Annotated in this window: 13 protein-coding genes and 5 tRNA genes; 17 read left to right on the forward strand and 1 reads right to left on the reverse strand. The window is 38.9% G+C overall.

Annotation, left to right across the window (positions count from 1 at the left end; all coding sequences use genetic code 11):
* Positions 1 to 9 precede the first annotated feature (9 nt).
* From cysS to L0B70_RS07415, 4 genes are all read left to right on the forward strand, one after another.
* The gene (gene cysS, locus L0B70_RS07400; protein WP_235141188.1) at positions 10 to 1,479 is read left to right on the forward strand and encodes a cysteine--tRNA ligase; all 1,470 of its coding nucleotides are present in this window, start codon (positions 10 to 12) and stop codon (positions 1,477 to 1,479) included.
* 262 nt (positions 1,480 to 1,741) lie between these two features.
* Complete coding sequence (locus tag L0B70_RS07405; RefSeq protein WP_235141189.1) at positions 1,742 to 4,399, forward strand: 4-alpha-glucanotransferase; 2,658 nt, start codon at positions 1,742 to 1,744, stop codon at positions 4,397 to 4,399.
* 260 nt (positions 4,400 to 4,659) lie between these two features.
* Positions 4,660 to 5,619 carry a hypothetical protein gene (locus tag L0B70_RS07410; RefSeq protein WP_235141190.1) on the forward strand — a complete coding sequence of 320 codons (960 nt, stop codon included), beginning with the start codon at positions 4,660 to 4,662 and terminating at the stop codon, positions 5,617 to 5,619.
* 225 nt (positions 5,620 to 5,844) lie between these two features.
* Positions 5,845 to 6,261: a hypothetical protein gene (locus tag L0B70_RS07415; protein WP_235141191.1), complete on the forward strand. Its 417-nt coding sequence runs from the start codon at positions 5,845 to 5,847 to the stop codon at positions 6,259 to 6,261.
* A gap of 53 nt (positions 6,262 to 6,314) precedes the next feature.
* On the opposite strand, the gene L0B70_RS07420 is transcribed toward L0B70_RS07415, so the two are convergent.
* The gene (locus tag L0B70_RS07420; RefSeq protein ID WP_235141192.1) at positions 6,315 to 9,476 is read right to left on the reverse strand and encodes an exodeoxyribonuclease V subunit beta; all 3,162 of its coding nucleotides are present in this window, start codon (positions 9,474 to 9,476) and stop codon (positions 6,315 to 6,317) included.
* 86 nt (positions 9,477 to 9,562) lie between these two features.
* Between L0B70_RS07420 and rpsU the strand changes: the two genes are divergently transcribed.
* From rpsU to rplA, 13 genes are all read left to right on the forward strand, one after another.
* Positions 9,563 to 9,760, forward strand: a complete 198-nt coding sequence (gene rpsU, locus L0B70_RS07425; RefSeq protein WP_235141193.1) for a 30S ribosomal protein S21 — start codon at positions 9,563 to 9,565, stop codon at positions 9,758 to 9,760.
* Between the two features lie 79 nt (positions 9,761 to 9,839).
* A complete protein-coding gene (locus tag L0B70_RS07430) occupies positions 9,840 to 10,730 on the forward strand; it encodes a tyrosine-type recombinase/integrase (protein WP_235143570.1) in 891 nt (296 codons plus the stop codon).
* Positions 10,727 to 11,017, forward strand: a complete 291-nt coding sequence (locus tag L0B70_RS07435) for an HPF/RaiA family ribosome-associated protein (protein WP_235141194.1) — start codon at positions 10,727 to 10,729, stop codon at positions 11,015 to 11,017. The genes L0B70_RS07430 and L0B70_RS07435 overlap by 4 nt, the downstream gene beginning before the upstream one ends.
* A 101-nt stretch (positions 11,018 to 11,118) precedes the next feature.
* Positions 11,119 to 11,192: transfer RNA gene (locus L0B70_RS07440), tRNA-Thr, on the forward strand.
* Positions 11,193 to 11,211: 19 nt separating this feature from the next.
* Positions 11,212 to 11,294, forward strand: a tRNA-Tyr gene (locus tag L0B70_RS07445).
* An 89-nt stretch (positions 11,295 to 11,383) separates the two neighbouring features.
* Positions 11,384 to 11,456, forward strand: a tRNA-Gly gene (locus L0B70_RS07450).
* A 50-nt stretch (positions 11,457 to 11,506) separates the two neighbouring features.
* Positions 11,507 to 11,578: transfer RNA gene (locus L0B70_RS07455), tRNA-Thr, on the forward strand.
* Between the two features lie 378 nt (positions 11,579 to 11,956).
* On the forward strand, positions 11,957 to 13,144 hold the full coding sequence (tuf, locus tag L0B70_RS07460) for an elongation factor Tu (protein WP_235141195.1): 1,188 nt from the start codon (positions 11,957 to 11,959) through the stop codon (positions 13,142 to 13,144).
* A gap of 55 nt (positions 13,145 to 13,199) precedes the next feature.
* Positions 13,200 to 13,270, forward strand: a tRNA-Trp gene (locus L0B70_RS07465).
* A gap of 13 nt (positions 13,271 to 13,283) precedes the next feature.
* Complete coding sequence (gene secE, locus L0B70_RS07470) at positions 13,284 to 13,487, forward strand: preprotein translocase subunit SecE (protein ID WP_235141196.1); 204 nt, start codon at positions 13,284 to 13,286, stop codon at positions 13,485 to 13,487.
* A 13-nt stretch (positions 13,488 to 13,500) separates the two neighbouring features.
* Positions 13,501 to 14,043, forward strand: coding sequence for a transcription termination/antitermination protein NusG (gene nusG, locus L0B70_RS07475; protein ID WP_235141197.1), 543 nt, complete (start codon positions 13,501 to 13,503; stop codon positions 14,041 to 14,043).
* A 304-nt stretch (positions 14,044 to 14,347) separates the two neighbouring features.
* Positions 14,348 to 14,791, forward strand: coding sequence for a 50S ribosomal protein L11 (rplK, locus tag L0B70_RS07480; protein WP_235141198.1), 444 nt, complete (start codon positions 14,348 to 14,350; stop codon positions 14,789 to 14,791).
* Between the two features lie 11 nt (positions 14,792 to 14,802).
* Complete coding sequence (gene rplA / locus L0B70_RS07485) at positions 14,803 to 15,495, forward strand: 50S ribosomal protein L1 (protein WP_235141199.1); 693 nt, start codon at positions 14,803 to 14,805, stop codon at positions 15,493 to 15,495.
* Positions 15,496 to 15,503: the final 8 nt, after the last annotated feature.

The following is a 15,503-nucleotide window of genomic DNA, read 5'->3' on the forward strand; positions in this document are numbered from 1 at the left end:
CATCCAAAAATGAATCTTAAATTATACAATTCCCTTTCCGGAGAAAAAGAAATCTTCAAACCCATTCACGAAAACAGCGTCGGGATGTACGTTTGTGGACCGACGGTTTACAGCAATGTTCACCTCGGAAATGTGCGGACTTTTATGTCTTTCGATTTCATTTACCGCACTTTGGTGCATTTGGGCTACAACGTTCGCTACGTCCGAAATATTACCGACGCCGGGCATCTAACCGATGATGGCGATGTGAACAACGACCGTTTTGTGAAGCAGTCGCGTTTGGAAAAACTGGAACCGATGGAGATCGTACAAAAATATACCGTAGATTTTCACAAGGTTTTGCAAACTTTCAATCTCCTACCTCCCACCATTGAACCAACCGCAACCGGGCATATTTTAGAGCAGATCGAATTGACTCAGAAACTGATCGACAAAGGTTTTGCCTACGAAAGCAACGGCTCCGTTTATTTTGATGTTTTGTATTATAATGAATTAGGGCTGAATTATGGCGAACTTTCCCGCAGAAATGTGGAAGAACTTTTTGCCAACACCCGCGACCTGGACGGACAGTCAGAAAAGAAAAATCCACAGGATTTCGCTCTTTGGAAAGCCGCTTCTCCTGCACACATCATGCGTTGGAATTCACCCTGGGGCGAAGGTTTCCCGGGTTGGCATTTGGAATGTACCGCCATGTCCACGAAATATTTAGGCGAAAAATTCGATATTCACGGTGGTGGAATGGATCTAAAATTTCCACATCACGAATGTGAGGTTGCGCAGGGAAAAGCCTGCAACGGTACCGAACCCGTCAATTACTGGCTTCATGCGAATATGCTGACGATGAATGGTCAGCGCATGAGTAAATCGACAGGAAATTATATCCTGCCGATGGAGTTGGTGTCCGGAAGCAACGATTTTTTTGAAAAACCATTTCATCCCTCCATCGTGCGTTTCAATTTTATGCAGGCGCATTACAGAAGTGTTTTAGATATTTCCAACGAAGCCATGGTGGCGAGTGAAAAAGGCTATCAACGTTTGATGGAAGCTTTGAAAATATTGAATAATTCAGCTGCTTCAGAAAATGACGAAGAGACTTCTTTTGATGTAAAAATTTGGAAGGAGAAATGTTATGCGGCCTTAACGGACGATTTCAATTCGCCAATCTTAATTTCGCACTTATTTGAAGCCGTGAATTTTATTTTTAAATTGAAAGAAGGAAAAGAAAGTATTTCGGCTGAAGATTTAGAAGAGCTGAAAAAACTGATGAACGACTTTATTTTCGAAGTACTCGGTTTACAGAATATCGAAGAAAACAACAATGCAAAACTCGATCAAACGTTGCAGGTTCTGATCGAACTGAGAAATCAGGCGCGTAAAGCCAAAAATTTCGAACTGTCCGATCAGATTCGTGACCGCCTTCTTGCTGAAGGCATTGAACTGAAAGATGGAAGAGACGGAACAAGTTATTCCATTTCATAGATAAAATTTTCTCCAAAAGATGATTTCCGGCAAAAAAATTGAAATCCAAGTGCATTAAAAAATACCTCAAAACCTTTCGTAAAGTTGCGAAAGGTTTTTGTTTTATAAATAAGATTTTCTAAAACCTATCATTTTTAGCCGTCTTGTATTAGGCTCGTTGTAACATGTTGAATTTCAAATCATAAGCTTGATTTAAATGAGTCAAATTCATCACTAAAATGTCATGTATTTTTCCTAAATTGCGATTTCAAAGGATAAGATTATGAAATTGTATTTTAGAATTAATTTTCGCACCAAAATGGGTGAAAAACTTCAGCTATTAGTCCTTGAAGATGGCAGCGAAGACAAATACCACTTTTTGACCTATATCGACAACGGAAACTGGGAAGCCGAAGTGGATTATTTCTCCAAATCTCTCACGTACAAATATCAACTGGTGAACGACGACGGAACTGTTTTGGATGAAGAATTTTCTTTGCACCACCTTAATTTTTCCCATAATTATAAAGAGTTTGATATTTTCGACGTTTGGAATAAAAAGAATTTTCCCGAAAATTATCTTAACAATAAAATCCTCAAAAATAAATTAAGCGGTTTCAAGCCGAAAAAAATGCCGGTTCTAAAAAAGCATACGCATTTATTTCGCCTCGAAGCGCCCATTTATCACCCGAACTGGAAAGTGGTTCTTCTCGGAAACAACGATGCGCTCGGAAACTGGGAATATTTACGGGCCGTGCCAATGGCGCAAACCGATTTCGGGATTTGGGAAGTGGCGCTGGACCTGCCAACCGACCAATTGATACAGTATAAATATGGCTTGCTCAACACCGATTCCGGGCAGGTTTTCGATATCGAATACGGCGATAACCGTTGGGCTTTACCCAATGCGGAAAAAAATGTTTTGCAGATTAAAGCCGATCATTTTTTTAAATTTAAATCTTTTGAGATGTATCACGCAGCCGGAGTTGCCGTTCCGGTTTTTGCACTGCGCTCTGAAAATGGTTTCGGTGTGGGGGAATTTCCGGATCTCAAAATTCTCGCCGACTGGGCGAAGAAAACCAATTTATCTGTTTTGCAGATTTTACCCATCAACGATACCACCGCCAATTACACCTGGACAGACTCTTATCCGTACGCTGCCATTTCTGTTTATGCGCTTCATCCGCAATATCTTTCCCTCGACAATTTAGATTTTGCTTTGCCGAAGGATCTCGTTCCGGAATTCAACACAAAAAAAGCGGAACTCAATGCCCTGAATCTGATCGATTACGAGCAAATGATTTCCGGCAAATGGAAATTTGTGAAAGCCATTTTCTATCTTAACAAGGAGAAGATTTTGAAAGACCGCAATTTCAAAAAATTTATAAAAGACAATGAAGAGTGGCTTCTTCCGTACGCCGCCTTCTGTGTGCAGCGCGACAAATACAAAACACCCAACTTCAACGACTGGAAAACACATAAAAAATTTATCGCGGGAAAAATTGCGCCCTTTTTTACGCCGAAAAATAAAGATTATGAAACTTCAATGCTTCATGCCTGGGTTCAATACCAGCTGCATTTGCAGTTGAAAGAAGCCATCGACTACACGCATAACCTCGGGGTTTCCGTAAAAGGAGATCTTCCTATCGGAATTTATCGCTATTCTGTAGAAGCCTGGGCGGAACCGGAATTGTTCGGTATGGATTTTCAGGCCGGAGCACCGCCGGATCAGTTTACAGATTTGGGCCAAAACTGGGAGTTTCCAACATACAACTGGGATGCCATGAAAGCAGACGGTTACCGGTGGTGGAAAAACCGTTTCAAAGCTTTGGAGCAGTATTTCGATGCCATGAGGATTGACCATATTTTAGGCTTTTTCCGGATTTGGCGCATGCCGATGAGCGCTACGCAAGGAATTCTTGGCTATTTTTATCCGGCCATTCCGGTAAAGATGGAAGAGTTTTGGGCGCGGAATATTCCGTTTAATGAAGACCGGTATTGCAAACCTTTCATCAATGACCAGATTCTTTGGGATTTTTTCGGCGATGAGAGAGATGCCATTCATAACCAGTTTATGAACAATCATTTTAACGGCACGTACTCCTTTAAAGAAGAATTCAACACGCAGAGAAAACTAGCGGATTACTTTAAAGAACATCCAATTGGCTGGGCAGAAGATCAGTTGATTTCCCTCTGCGCCAACGTACTTTTTCTACCCGAAGAAACTGAAAGTGGCGAAACCGTGTATCATCCAAGGTTCAACATCAATCAAACAAAATCCTATCAGTATCTTCCGGAGTGGGAAAAGAAAGCGGTTTCAGATTTATACGTTGATTATTTTTACAAGCGTCAGGATGGACTTTGGTACCAGAAAGCCATGGAAAAACTTCCCGTTATATTGAACGCGACAGACATGTTGATTTGTGGCGAAGATCTCGGTCTCGTTCCCGATTCTGTACCGCAGGTGATGGACCGTTTGGGAATTACTGCTTTGAAAGTTCAACGGATGCCTTCCGACAATATTCCGTGGTATAATCCCAAGAACGCCGCTTATCTTAATGTTGTTACAGCCAGCTCGCACGACAGTTCTACGTTGCGCCAATGGTGGCATGAAGACCGAAATTTAACGCAGCAATATTTCAACCGTCAGTTGGGCCAGTCCGGAACGGCACCCTGGAATTTGGAACCGCAACTCGCGGAAATTATCATGAAGCAGCATCTTTATAATGATGCAATGTTGGCGATTTTCCCGATTCAGGAATTTTTTGCGACCGATCGCGAACTTACAAATCCCAATACCGACGATGAACGCATTAACAATCCCGCGGTCTTCCCTCATTACTGGCGGTATCGGATGCATTTGAATGTGGAAGAACTGCTGAAAAAAGAGGATTTTAACCAAAAAATTGGCGGTTGGATTCTGGATTCAAACCGAGTTTGAAGAAATAATTGTGAAATAACTGAAATTTTTTTTTCAAAAAATCTTAAATAATGATTGTTTTTTAAGGTTTGATAACGAGAACATTACGAAATTCAAAAGAGAAGTTGGAACCCTGGTTTTAACTTCTCTTTTTTATTTGAATCAAACACTGTAGGAAGTCTCTAATTCCTTTATTTAAAGAGGTTTAGTGAAATTTTCCGCAAATAATTGGCATACTTTTCTATGAGAAAAGTATAATTAACAACAACAAATTTGATATCATGAAAAAAATACTTTTTGGATTTTCGGTGTTCTTTGTAACGTTGATTTCCGCGCAGAATTATCCGGATTATTATCCGAGCAGCACAAACACTAATAGCTACTATGGCGATGAGGACGATGAGTTCTTTTTTCCCGAAGATTATTACTACGAATATCCTTCTGATTACTATACACAGGATTTTTATCAAAGTTCTTATAATGATTACCGCCAAAGCATTTATGATATCAACTGGAACCGCTTTTTCCGAAGCAACAGACTGGCGCCGTGGCAGGTGGAGCAGATCATTATGCTCAACAACAGCTATCCGTCATATTCCGTCTGGAATTCTTATTACAGATATAATCCGGACAGATGGTATTACGACCGGTTTTATGCGTTGGAAAGAATATTGGGACCACGGGTTTTCGTCGTTTTTCAAAACAGTTATTACAATGGGTATAACCCGATCATTTACTATCAGAATTACAGAAGACAACATTATGTGACCAATATTTATGTAGTGCCAAGATACCGTAATATCAACATTAACCGCTATCGGGTGGACCGCACACAATATCATCAAACAAATCCGCGCACTCAGATCGGTTTTACGAATACTCCGCGAAAATCCACGGACGGTCGTTTCCGAACCAGTCCCATGCAAAACAATTCAAATAACAGCGGCTTTCGAAGTGATTCAGGTCTGCAAAATACTTCCGGGAACAGCGGCTTTAGAAATGACACCGGAACACGAACCCAAAATCTTCCCCAAAACGAAAATTCGGGGATAAGAAATAATTCAGGTACACGAACTGAAACGGCAACGTCTAATAATAACGGTGGTTTCAGAAGTAATGACTCCGGTTTGCGAAATGTCGCGCCGCAGCGAAAAATCGAAAGCAATTCCGGGTCGCAGCGGAAACAGGCGCCTGTACAAAGAACTTCCAATAGATCGGGACAGCGGTTTACTTCGCAATAGTTTTAGATTTATTGTTAACAATACGAAAGAGCAGCGAGTGACACCTGCTCTTTTATTTTGAACGGAAATATCTTAAAAATAGCCTTTATTTTAAAAAAGTAAATTCATAATGATTAGGTTTGTATTTTACCTGATATTTATTTTAACAAAAATTTATGAGGACCTTCTTTAACTACGACGTAAATAATTTATCAAAACATCAAATAACAACAAAATTGTAAAACAATGAAAAAAATAATTTTAAGTGCAGCTTTCTTAGCGTTAGGAACATTTGCGATGGCTCAGCAGAACACGTCCAAAATGCAGCAGAAGGATCCCGCGCAGATGGAGCAGAAAAGACAGGACAAAATGAAAATGATGCAATCGGAACTAAACCTGTCTGATGCACAGATGACAAAGATCCAGGCATTACAGGAGAAAAAAATGGCGGAAAAAAGAGCAATGGCTCCGCAGGTGCAGGCCGAAAGAAAATCGAAAATGGAGGCCATGAAAGCCAACCATGATCAGTGGAATAATGAAATGAAGCAAATCTTAACGCCGGAGCAGTATCAAAAGTGGGAAACCAGCAAAAAAGATAAAATGCAAAATAAACGTAAAAACATGCAGCACCATCAAATGATGAAAATGCCTGCGAAAAACTAGTTCATAATTTTAGTTTTTTTAAGTGGAGCGGAAAATAAAATTTTCCGCTTTTTTTATACATATACAATCCTGGTTTCCCGCACCGTTTTTCCTAATTTTTCGAGCACCCGCCGGTATTCGTCGAGCTGCAGTTGATGTTTTTCTTTTACGTCGCCCGTTTTAAAGTCAATTACAATAATTCCGTTTCCTGTGTCAATCATTCGGTCCGGACGATAAATCGCAGATTCGCCTTTTTCCGAAATCATAATGTCCTTCTCGTTAATAACCACTTGATTTTCAACAAAATATTTTGCGTAATCCTCATTTTTAATGATGGCATAAATTCTTTCGCTGATGTTCAATTTTTCTTCTTCGGTAATCGTTCCTTCTAAAACATAATTTTGCAGCGTTTTTTCAATGTCCTTTTCAGAATTGATTTGGGCTAAAATTTCGTGCGTAAAAATCCCGATCCGTACCTTTTCGACCCTGTTTTGATAACTTTTTGAAGGCGTTGCAATTTTAATAGCCTCGGAATCTGATTTTTTTTCACTTTTAAAATTGATGGGTTTCGTTAAAAGATCCGCGGTTTTTTCGCTGCCCCGCTTTTTCAGATGCTCTTCAGAAATATCATACAAATCAAAAGATAGAACTTCTTCACCCTGCACATTTTTTGGAACTTTGCTCTGTAGAAAGTCGTAGATCTCCAGGTTGTTTTTAGTCTTGTTCGGTTTTTCGATGTAGAAAAAAAGCTGTTCCACCGCGCGGGTTGTCGCCACATATTGCAGACAGAAACGGTCGATTTTGTTTTGATAAATATTTTCCTGATTAAATTTTTCCATCCCCGCATCGTAGACCTCCAGTTCTTTGGCGAAAGCATTTACATTTACGGCGGACAAGCCGTTTTCCTCAATATCCAGCCAGTTGGTGAATTTGGCATCTTTATGCGCATTTTGCATGGGTAAAAAAACCACCGGAAACTCCAGACCTTTGGCTTTATGAATCGTCATCAACTTCACCGCATCCAGATTGTCTGATGCCTGAATAGTCGTCGATTGGCCCTCTTCCTCCCAAAAGCGTAAAAAATCTTTCAGCGTAGAACCTGTATTTTGGGAATATGCATAAAGCATTTCGAGATAGTTGAAAAGGAAATCGGTCTCCTTGTTTTGAACAGAAAATTCCTGTAAATAATTTTCAATGAAATTATAGAGATTCAGCTGCAGCACATGCGTGTTTTTAAGCTGAAGACCGTATTTCTTTTCGATGAAATCCTCCATCGCATCTTTATTGCCGAGTTGAAGCATCTCCATCATATCAGCCGTAAAATCTACGATTTCGATTCGTCCTAAAACCTTTAGATAGTAAAGCATTTTAACCGCAAACTGAAAATTCTTTGGGTTTTGTTCCCAGCGCAGATATTCGGTTAACGCTCTTAAGGTCGACGACAAATTTAATGTAAGTCCCGACTCAGAAATGGTCTTTATAAATTCTTCTTTACCCTGATAATTAATTTTTACATTACCCAGCAATTGGGAAAAACTAAAAATATCGAAATTTCCACGACACAAAATTGTGATGTCCGACAGCTTAAAACCATTGTTAATACAGGCCTGAAGATCGGTTTGCATCTTTCCCGCAACTTCTTCGTAAAAGATTGGTTTCGTGGCATTTTCAATTAAATTAATGCGTACGCGGCCCTCCAGTTTCGATTCTGCAAGTTGTTGCGAACCTTTTCCGAAAATTTCTTTATGTTCTTCTAACGTGTGATCGGAAAAATACAGATACATCTGATTGTTAAAATCGACGATATTTTTCGCGCTGCGCCAGTTGCTTCCTAAATTTTCCAGTTCTGCAAGAACCAAAGATTTTTCCTTTTTATTAATGATGTCGAGCATAAGTTTCGAATCGCCGCCCCGAAACCGATAAATGCTTTGTTTTGGGTCGCCCACAAGCGTAAAGCTCATCTCGTTCGACGAGATCGCGTGGTCGCGCAGCGGAATAAAATTTTGCCATTGCAGGAAAGAAGTATCCTGAAATTCATCAAAGAAATAGTGGGAAAATTTGGTTCCCACCTTTTCATAGATAAAGGAGGAAGGTTCTTCGCGCAGGTTTTCGTGAATTAAAATGTTGAATTTAGAAAGTAAAACCAAATCGTTTTCCGCCTCGATTTCTGCCAGTTTATCCTGAATGTCTTTATTTACTTTTAGGGGCAAAATCGCCTGCAGAATTTTTTCCTTTTTTTGGGAAAGGATGTAATTGATGATGATCTTCAGTCTGCTTTCCAGCAGGTAATCGATAATTTCCAGTATTTCACCTTCCCTGTTCTTGCTGGTAGCAGAGGCCCCCGCGCGGAATTTACTGAGTGCAGTATCTTCATTGGATGGAAAGGGAAAATCTTTACGCTCCGCCTTATAATATTTAAGAGCTTCAAAGAAAAATTTAGCAATGCTGTTGCTGTTTCCGCCCGCGAAATCTCCAATCTGAAGACTTTTTTCCTGCATAATTTGGATGCCGCTTTCCAGCAGTTCAATATTTTCCTTTTTGAGGTTTCTTAGATCTTCTCGAAGGTTATTTTTGGATTTTTCATACACTTCCCAATCGAAATCTTTGTTCTCGTGGAGGCGGAAATAATGTTTGTCCTGCACGTATTCTTTTGCCGAATCATAAAGGGTTTTGTTGAGGTTAACGCGGTCGTTGTTATCTAAACTGTAATTCACAAAATCCATAAATGCGCCGGAAACCTGGGTGTTTTCTCCGATATCTTCCAGCATTTTATCCACGGCTTCCAGAAGGAACGGTTCCGGATTAATTTCCAGATTGAAGTTTTGCGCCAAGCCCAATTCATAGGAAAAACTGCGCACCAAACGCGCGTTAAATTTATCAATTGTACCTATATTCAAAATGGAGTAGTGGTGCAGCACATAATCCAGAATCTTTTTCGAACGCTGATGAAGTTCGGGTAGCGAAACCGAATAGCCCTGATTTTTCAGTTTTATCTGTATGTTGATCAAATCCTGGTTCGTTTGGTAGGAGTCCGCAGAGAAGTCTTTCAGCCACTCGATGATCCGTTGCTTCATTTCGTTTGCGGCCTTATTGGTAAACGTTAAAGCAAGAATATTCCGAATTTTATCGGGTTGCGAAGGATGCTTTAGGCAAATTGCTAAAAGATTCTGTACCAGCGCGTACGTTTTTCCCGAACCTGCGGAAGCGTTAATAACGGTATAATTTTTTTGCAGCATAAGAAATAATTGAGTTTAAATGTACCAAATAATTTGTCATTCAGAAAAAAAAACTTACTTTTGCAATCCAAAATGAGATGTAAATTATGTTAATAATCCCAGTAAAAGATGGTGAATCCATCGACAGAGCCTTAAAAAAATATAAAAGGAAATTTGACAAAACAGGAACTATCAGAGCTCTTAGAAGTCGTCAACAATTCAACAAGCCGTCTGTTGTTAAAAGACAGGCGAATGTGAAAGCTGCTCACAAGCAAAGAAATTTGAGCAAGGAAGAACAGGCTTAAGTCAAAATTTTCTCCGCAAAATACTGAAATCACTTTTCAAATACTTATATTTGAAGAGTGATTTTTTTGTTGGTATATGATGATAGAAAGGTTTTTAGATTATATTTCGGTGGAAAAACGGTATTCACCACACACTTTAACGAGCTACAGCAAAGATCTGAAGGATTTTTCTGTTTTTTTGTTGAAAACAGAAGCGCACCAAGATTATCATCTCGTCGATAAAAAGATCATCCGTAATTTTATGGTAGAGCTCACGGAAAAAGAAATTTCCAAACGTTCCATCAACCGGAAACTCTCTTCTCTGCGGAGTTTTTACTTATTTCTGTTGAAAGTTGGCCACGTGCAGGTTTCTCCTTTAGAAAACATTCAGTCCTTAAAATTTTACGCCGAAAAACAAATTCCTTTTTCCGAAGAGGAAATGAATAATCATCAGCTCGAAAAATTTCACCCGGCGAAAAGCAGTTTTCTGAAAGAGCTGATCATCGAAACGCTGTATCAGACCGGAATGCGCCGGGCAGAACTCGTAAATTTACTGGTGGAGAATGTGGATTTCGGTAAAAAAGAAATTAAAGTCATCGGTAAAGGCAATAAGGCACGCATCATTCCAATCGCCGAAAAACTGGGGCTTGGTTTTGAAAAATATTTGATGGAGAGAAAGCCGTTGAAAGAGTGGGAGATGTACTTTTTCATTAATGCTAAAGGCAAAAAACTCACGGACAAATTTGTCTATTCTGCCGTAAATTCCTACCTTAGTCTTGTAACTTCCAAGAAGAAAAAAAGTCCCCATATTTTAAGACACAGTTTTGCAACGCACGTCTTAGAGCATGGGGCTGAAATTTCTAAAGTGAAGAAGTTAATGGGTCATTCGTCGCTTGCCTCCACGCAGGTTTATACGAGTGCCAATATTGAACAATTGAAAAAAGTGTTTAACAATGCCCATCCCCGGGCGAAAAAAAATGTAAATTTATGAAAATTTCAGTACAGTCAATGGGATTGACGCCACATTCGCCTCTTGAAGAACATATTGAGAAAAAATTGAGCAAACTTGAAAATTATTACGACAAGATTGTAGAGTGCAAAGTTTTTTTAAAAGTTGAAAACAAATCGGATAAGGAAAATAAGACGGTAGAGATTTTATTAGGCGTTCCCGGTGACGATTTGATGGTAAAAAAGACCACTGCGAGTTTTGAAGAGAGTTTAGACCTTTGTGCTGAGGTTGCTAAAAAGCTGCTAATCAAGAAAAAAGAATTAGCCTAAAAAAAAATATTAAAATATCTTATAAATAATTTGCAGATTTCAAAAAAACTCACTTATATTTGCACTCGCAAAAAGAGATAAGTAGTTCTTTAAAAATCTTTGCCTCCGTAGCTCAGCTGGCTAGAGCAGCTGATTTGTAATCAGCAGGTCGTGGGTTCGAGTCCCTCTGGAGGCTCACGTAAAAAATAAAAATTGGGGAGGTTCCAGAGTGGCCAAATGGATCAGACTGTAACTCTGCTGTCTTACGACTTCGTAGGTTCGAATCCTACCCTCCCCACATTTTTTATGATTACTTAGTTTTTGCGAACTTGTAAATTTATTGTAGATTTGCAAACCGTTTACCAACAGTTTTTGGAAAACAAAAATGCGGAAGTAGCTCAGTTGGTAGAGCGTCAGCCTTCCAAGCTGAATGTCGCGAGTTCGACCCTCGTCTTCCGCTCTCTAAAATCACAACCAACATACCGGCTTGTGATTTTTTTTTAATTTATTGCCGACTTAGCTCAGGGGTAGAGCGTTTCCTTGGTAAGGAAGAGGTCGTGAGTTCAAATCTCATAGTTGGCTCTTAGAAATCTCTCAGATATTGGGAGATTTTTTTTGTTTAAGTAAAAGTAGTCTTTGCGCTAACTTTTAGAATACAATTAAAGAGACAATCCCCGTGTGCTTATTTATCAACTTTTACTGTCTTTAAATTTTCAACAACAGGTTTATAATTTATATAAGGATTATCAAAGATTATATTTTTTCTCAAAGGGTGTGAATTTTTGTAAGAAAATTATTTTCCGTAAATTTGCAGTCCAATATTTTTAGCTTCGGCGCAGTTTTGCAATACGCAGTATTTTGAATTTTGAATTTTTTCCTAAAATAAATTTTCAATATTCAAAAAATTACTATATTTGCACACTGAAAAATAAAATAATTAATTAATAAATAATTTATATCATGGCAAAGGAAACGTTTAATCGTAGCAAACCGCATTTGAACATTGGTACCATCGGTCACGTAGACCATGGTAAAACTACACTTACTGCAGCAATCAGTAAAGTATTATCTGACAAAGGATTCGGAACAGCAAGAGATTTCTCTTCTATTGATTCTGCACCAGAAGAAAAAGAAAGAGGTATTACAATTAATACTTCACACATCGAATATGAAACTGCAAACAGACATTACGCTCACGTAGATTGTCCAGGTCACGCCGATTATGTAAAAAACATGGTTACAGGTGCTGCTCAAATGGACGGTGCTATCTTGGTAGTAGCTGCAACAGACGGACCTATGCCTCAAACTAGAGAGCACATCCTTTTGTGTCGTCAGGTAAACGTACCTAGAATTGTTGTTTTTATGAACAAAGTTGATATGGTAGATGACGAAGAATTACTAGAGCTTGTTGAGCTTGAAGTAAGAGAACTTCTTTCTGCTTACGAATATGACGGTGATAACTCCCCGGTAATCCAGGGTTCTGCTTTAGGTGGACTTAACGGAGATGACAAATGGGTAGCTAAAATCGACGAATTAATGGAGGCTGTAGATTCTTGGATCGAACTTCCAACAAGAGACGTTGACAAACCATTCTTGATGCCTATCGAAGATGTATTCTCTATTACAGGTCGTGGAACTGTAGCTACAGGAAGAATCGAAGCTGGTGTTATCAACACTGGAGACGGTGTAGATATCGTAGGTATGGGTGATGAAAAATTAACTTCAACTGTAACCGGAGTAGAAATGTTCCGTAAAATCCTTGACAGAGGTGAAGCAGGAGATAACGTAGGTATCCTATTAAGAGGTATTGAGAAAACCGATATCAAAAGAGGGATGGTTATCGTAAAATCCGGATCTGTAAAACCACACAAAAAATTCAAAGCTGAGGTTTATATCCTTTCTAAGGAAGAAGGTGGTCGTCACACTCCATTCCACAACAAGTATCGTCCACAGTTCTATGTAAGAACTACAGACGTTACAGGTGAGATCTTCTTGCCAGAAGGTGTAGAAATGGTAATGCCAGGAGATAACATCTCTATTACTGTAGAATTGTTACAGCCAATCGCTCTTAACGTAGGTCTTAGATTTGCGATCAGAGAAGGAGGTAGAACAGTTGGAGCAGGTCAGGTAACTGAAATCTTAGATTAATTCTAAACTAAATAATAATGTTCCGTAGGGAAACTTACGGAACATTTTTTAATCTACGGGCATCGTCCAATGGTAGGATACCGGTCTCCAAAACCGTTGATCAGGGTTCGAGTCCTTGTGCCCGTGCAAAAAGAAGATAATGAGCTTAGTTGATTTTTTAAAAGGTTCTTATACCGAATTCAAAGATAAAGTAGAGTGGCCGAAGTGGCCAGATTTACAGTCGTCTACCATTGTAGTAACGATTGGAACCGTTATTTTGGCATTATTTGTTTTTGGGGTAGATTCACTTTTCAGTAAGTCAATTTCAAATTTCTTATCTATTTTTATCAATCTCTTCAATTAAATTATTTTCCAAAATGAGTGACACTAACTGGTATGTACTAAAATCCATCAGCGGACAGGAAAATAAGGTGAAAGCCTATATTGAAAACGAAATGAAGCACCATAATCTGGAAGCTTTCGTTACGCAAGTGGTCATTCCTATGGAAAAAGTGATCCAGTTGAGAAATGGAAAAAAAGTACCGAAGGAAAAACCCTATTATCCAGGTTATCTTATGGTAGAAGCGCAGTTGGTAGGAGAGATTCCTCACATCATTAAAAACATTCCGGGGGTTATTTCATTTCTTAGTTTAACAAAAGGCGGCGATCCCGTTCCGATGCGTAAATCTGAAGTGAACAGAATGCTGGGAAGAATGGATGAACTGTCCGAATTTGCGGTTGAAGCCAATATTCCTTTCGTGGTTGGCGAAAATGTAAAAGTGATCGATGGACCTTTTAATGGTTTTAACGGTACAATTGAAAAAATTCTGGAAGACAAAAAGAAAGTCGAAGTTTCAGTAATGATTTTCGGAAGAAAGACCCCAATGGAGTTAAGCTATATGCAGGTAGAGAAAGTTTAAAGTTCTCTTCATCTTAAAGAAGGTTTAATAATGTTTTTTTGATGATTTTTTTCGAGTTCAACAATACAAAACATACAGAGGAAGGTTAATTTCTTCCAATATATCTACAAAGTTGCTTCATTTAGAAGCAACTTTTTTAGTTTACGCAAAAATACTTTCTAAAAATCAGCATCTTACCTTTGCGTAATCAAAAAATATTCTTAATTTTGCAATCCGAAATGTAGAGCAGTTAGATGAGATAACGCTTTGCAGATTTATAAATGCTTCCACATTCATAAATTTCTTAATTTTTTAAAAAATCAAAATGGCTAAAAAAGTCTTTAAAATGGTTAAGCTCCAAGTAAAAGGAGGAGCAGCAAACCCATCTCCACCAGTAGGTCCAGCTTTGGGTTCTGCCGGGGTGAATATTATGGAGTTTTGTAAGCAATTTAACGGAAGAACTCAAGATAAACCGGGACAGGTTTTACCTGTAGTAATTACGGTGTATGAAGACAAATCATTTGACTTCGTTATTAAAACACCACCCGCAGCAATCCAACTTTTAGATGCTTCTAAGCAGAAAAAAGGTTCTGGAGAGCCGAACCGAATCAAAGTAGGTGCTGTATCTTGGGATCAGGTTAAAAAAATTGCTGAAGACAAAATGGTAGATCTTAATTGCTTTACAATGGATGCTGCCCTTACAATGGTGGCAGGTACTGCAAGATCTATGGGCTTAAGAGTAACAGGAACTAAACCAACTAACGCTTAAAACTTATAGATATGGCAAAATTAACAAAAAAGCAAAAAGAAGCTTTAAGCAAATTAGAAAAAAATAAAATTTACACCCTGGACGAAGCTTCGGCTTTGGTAAAAGAAGTAAATACTGCAAAATTCGACGCTTCTGTTGACCTGGCAGTAAGATTAGGTGTAGATCCTAGAAAAGCCAACCAAATGGTGAGAGGGGTAGTGTCTCTTCCACATGGTACTGGTAAAGATGTAAAAGTTTTGGCATTGGTAACCCCTGATAAAGAAGCGGAAGCTACGGCAGCAGGTGCAGATTACGTAGGTCTTGACGAATATTTACAGAAAATTAAAGATGGCTGGACCGATGTTGATGTGATTGTAACTATGCCTGCAGTAATGGGTAAGTTAGGTCCGTTGGGTAGAGTTCTTGGGCCAAGAGGTTTAATGCCAAACCCAAAATCCGGTACTGTTACCATGGATATTGGTAAAGCTGTAGCTGAAGTAAAAGCAGGTAAAATTGATTTTAAAGTTGACAAGTACGGTATCATCCACGCTGGAATTGGTAAAGTATCTTTCGATGCTGCTAAAATCAGAGAAAATGCTGCGGAATTAATTCAGACTTTAGTTAAATTGAAACCAACCGCTTCCAAAGGTACTTATGTAAAGAGCATTTATTTGTCTTCTACCATGAGTCCGGGTATTGCAATTGATACTAAATCTGTAAACTAAAATCTGAA

The organism is Kaistella sp. 97-N-M2, from assembly GCF_021513235.1.
GTDB lineage: Bacteria > Bacteroidota > Bacteroidia > Flavobacteriales > Weeksellaceae > Kaistella.

Coding starts and splice junctions, on each gene's coding strand:
- cysS (WP_235141188.1), top strand. CDS start 10: ATGAATCTTAAATTATACAATTCCCTTTCCGGAGAAAAAGAAATCTTC.
- L0B70_RS07405 (WP_235141189.1), top strand. CDS start 1,742: ATGAAATTGTATTTTAGAATTAATTTTCGCACCAAAATGGGTGAAAAA.
- L0B70_RS07410 (WP_235141190.1), top strand. CDS start 4,660: ATGAAAAAAATACTTTTTGGATTTTCGGTGTTCTTTGTAACGTTGATT.
- L0B70_RS07415 (WP_235141191.1), top strand. CDS start 5,845: ATGAAAAAAATAATTTTAAGTGCAGCTTTCTTAGCGTTAGGAACATTT.
- L0B70_RS07420 (WP_235141192.1), bottom strand. CDS start 9,476: ATGCTGCAAAAAAATTATACCGTTATTAACGCTTCCGCAGGTTCGGGA.
- rpsU (WP_235141193.1), top strand. CDS start 9,563: ATGTTAATAATCCCAGTAAAAGATGGTGAATCCATCGACAGAGCCTTA.
- L0B70_RS07430 (WP_235143570.1), top strand. CDS start 9,840: ATGATAGAAAGGTTTTTAGATTATATTTCGGTGGAAAAACGGTATTCA.
- L0B70_RS07435 (WP_235141194.1), top strand. CDS start 10,727: ATGAAAATTTCAGTACAGTCAATGGGATTGACGCCACATTCGCCTCTT.
- tuf (WP_235141195.1), top strand. CDS start 11,957: ATGGCAAAGGAAACGTTTAATCGTAGCAAACCGCATTTGAACATTGGT.
- secE (WP_235141196.1), top strand. CDS start 13,284: ATGAGCTTAGTTGATTTTTTAAAAGGTTCTTATACCGAATTCAAAGAT.
- nusG (WP_235141197.1), top strand. CDS start 13,501: ATGAGTGACACTAACTGGTATGTACTAAAATCCATCAGCGGACAGGAA.
- rplK (WP_235141198.1), top strand. CDS start 14,348: ATGGCTAAAAAAGTCTTTAAAATGGTTAAGCTCCAAGTAAAAGGAGGA.
- rplA (WP_235141199.1), top strand. CDS start 14,803: ATGGCAAAATTAACAAAAAAGCAAAAAGAAGCTTTAAGCAAATTAGAA.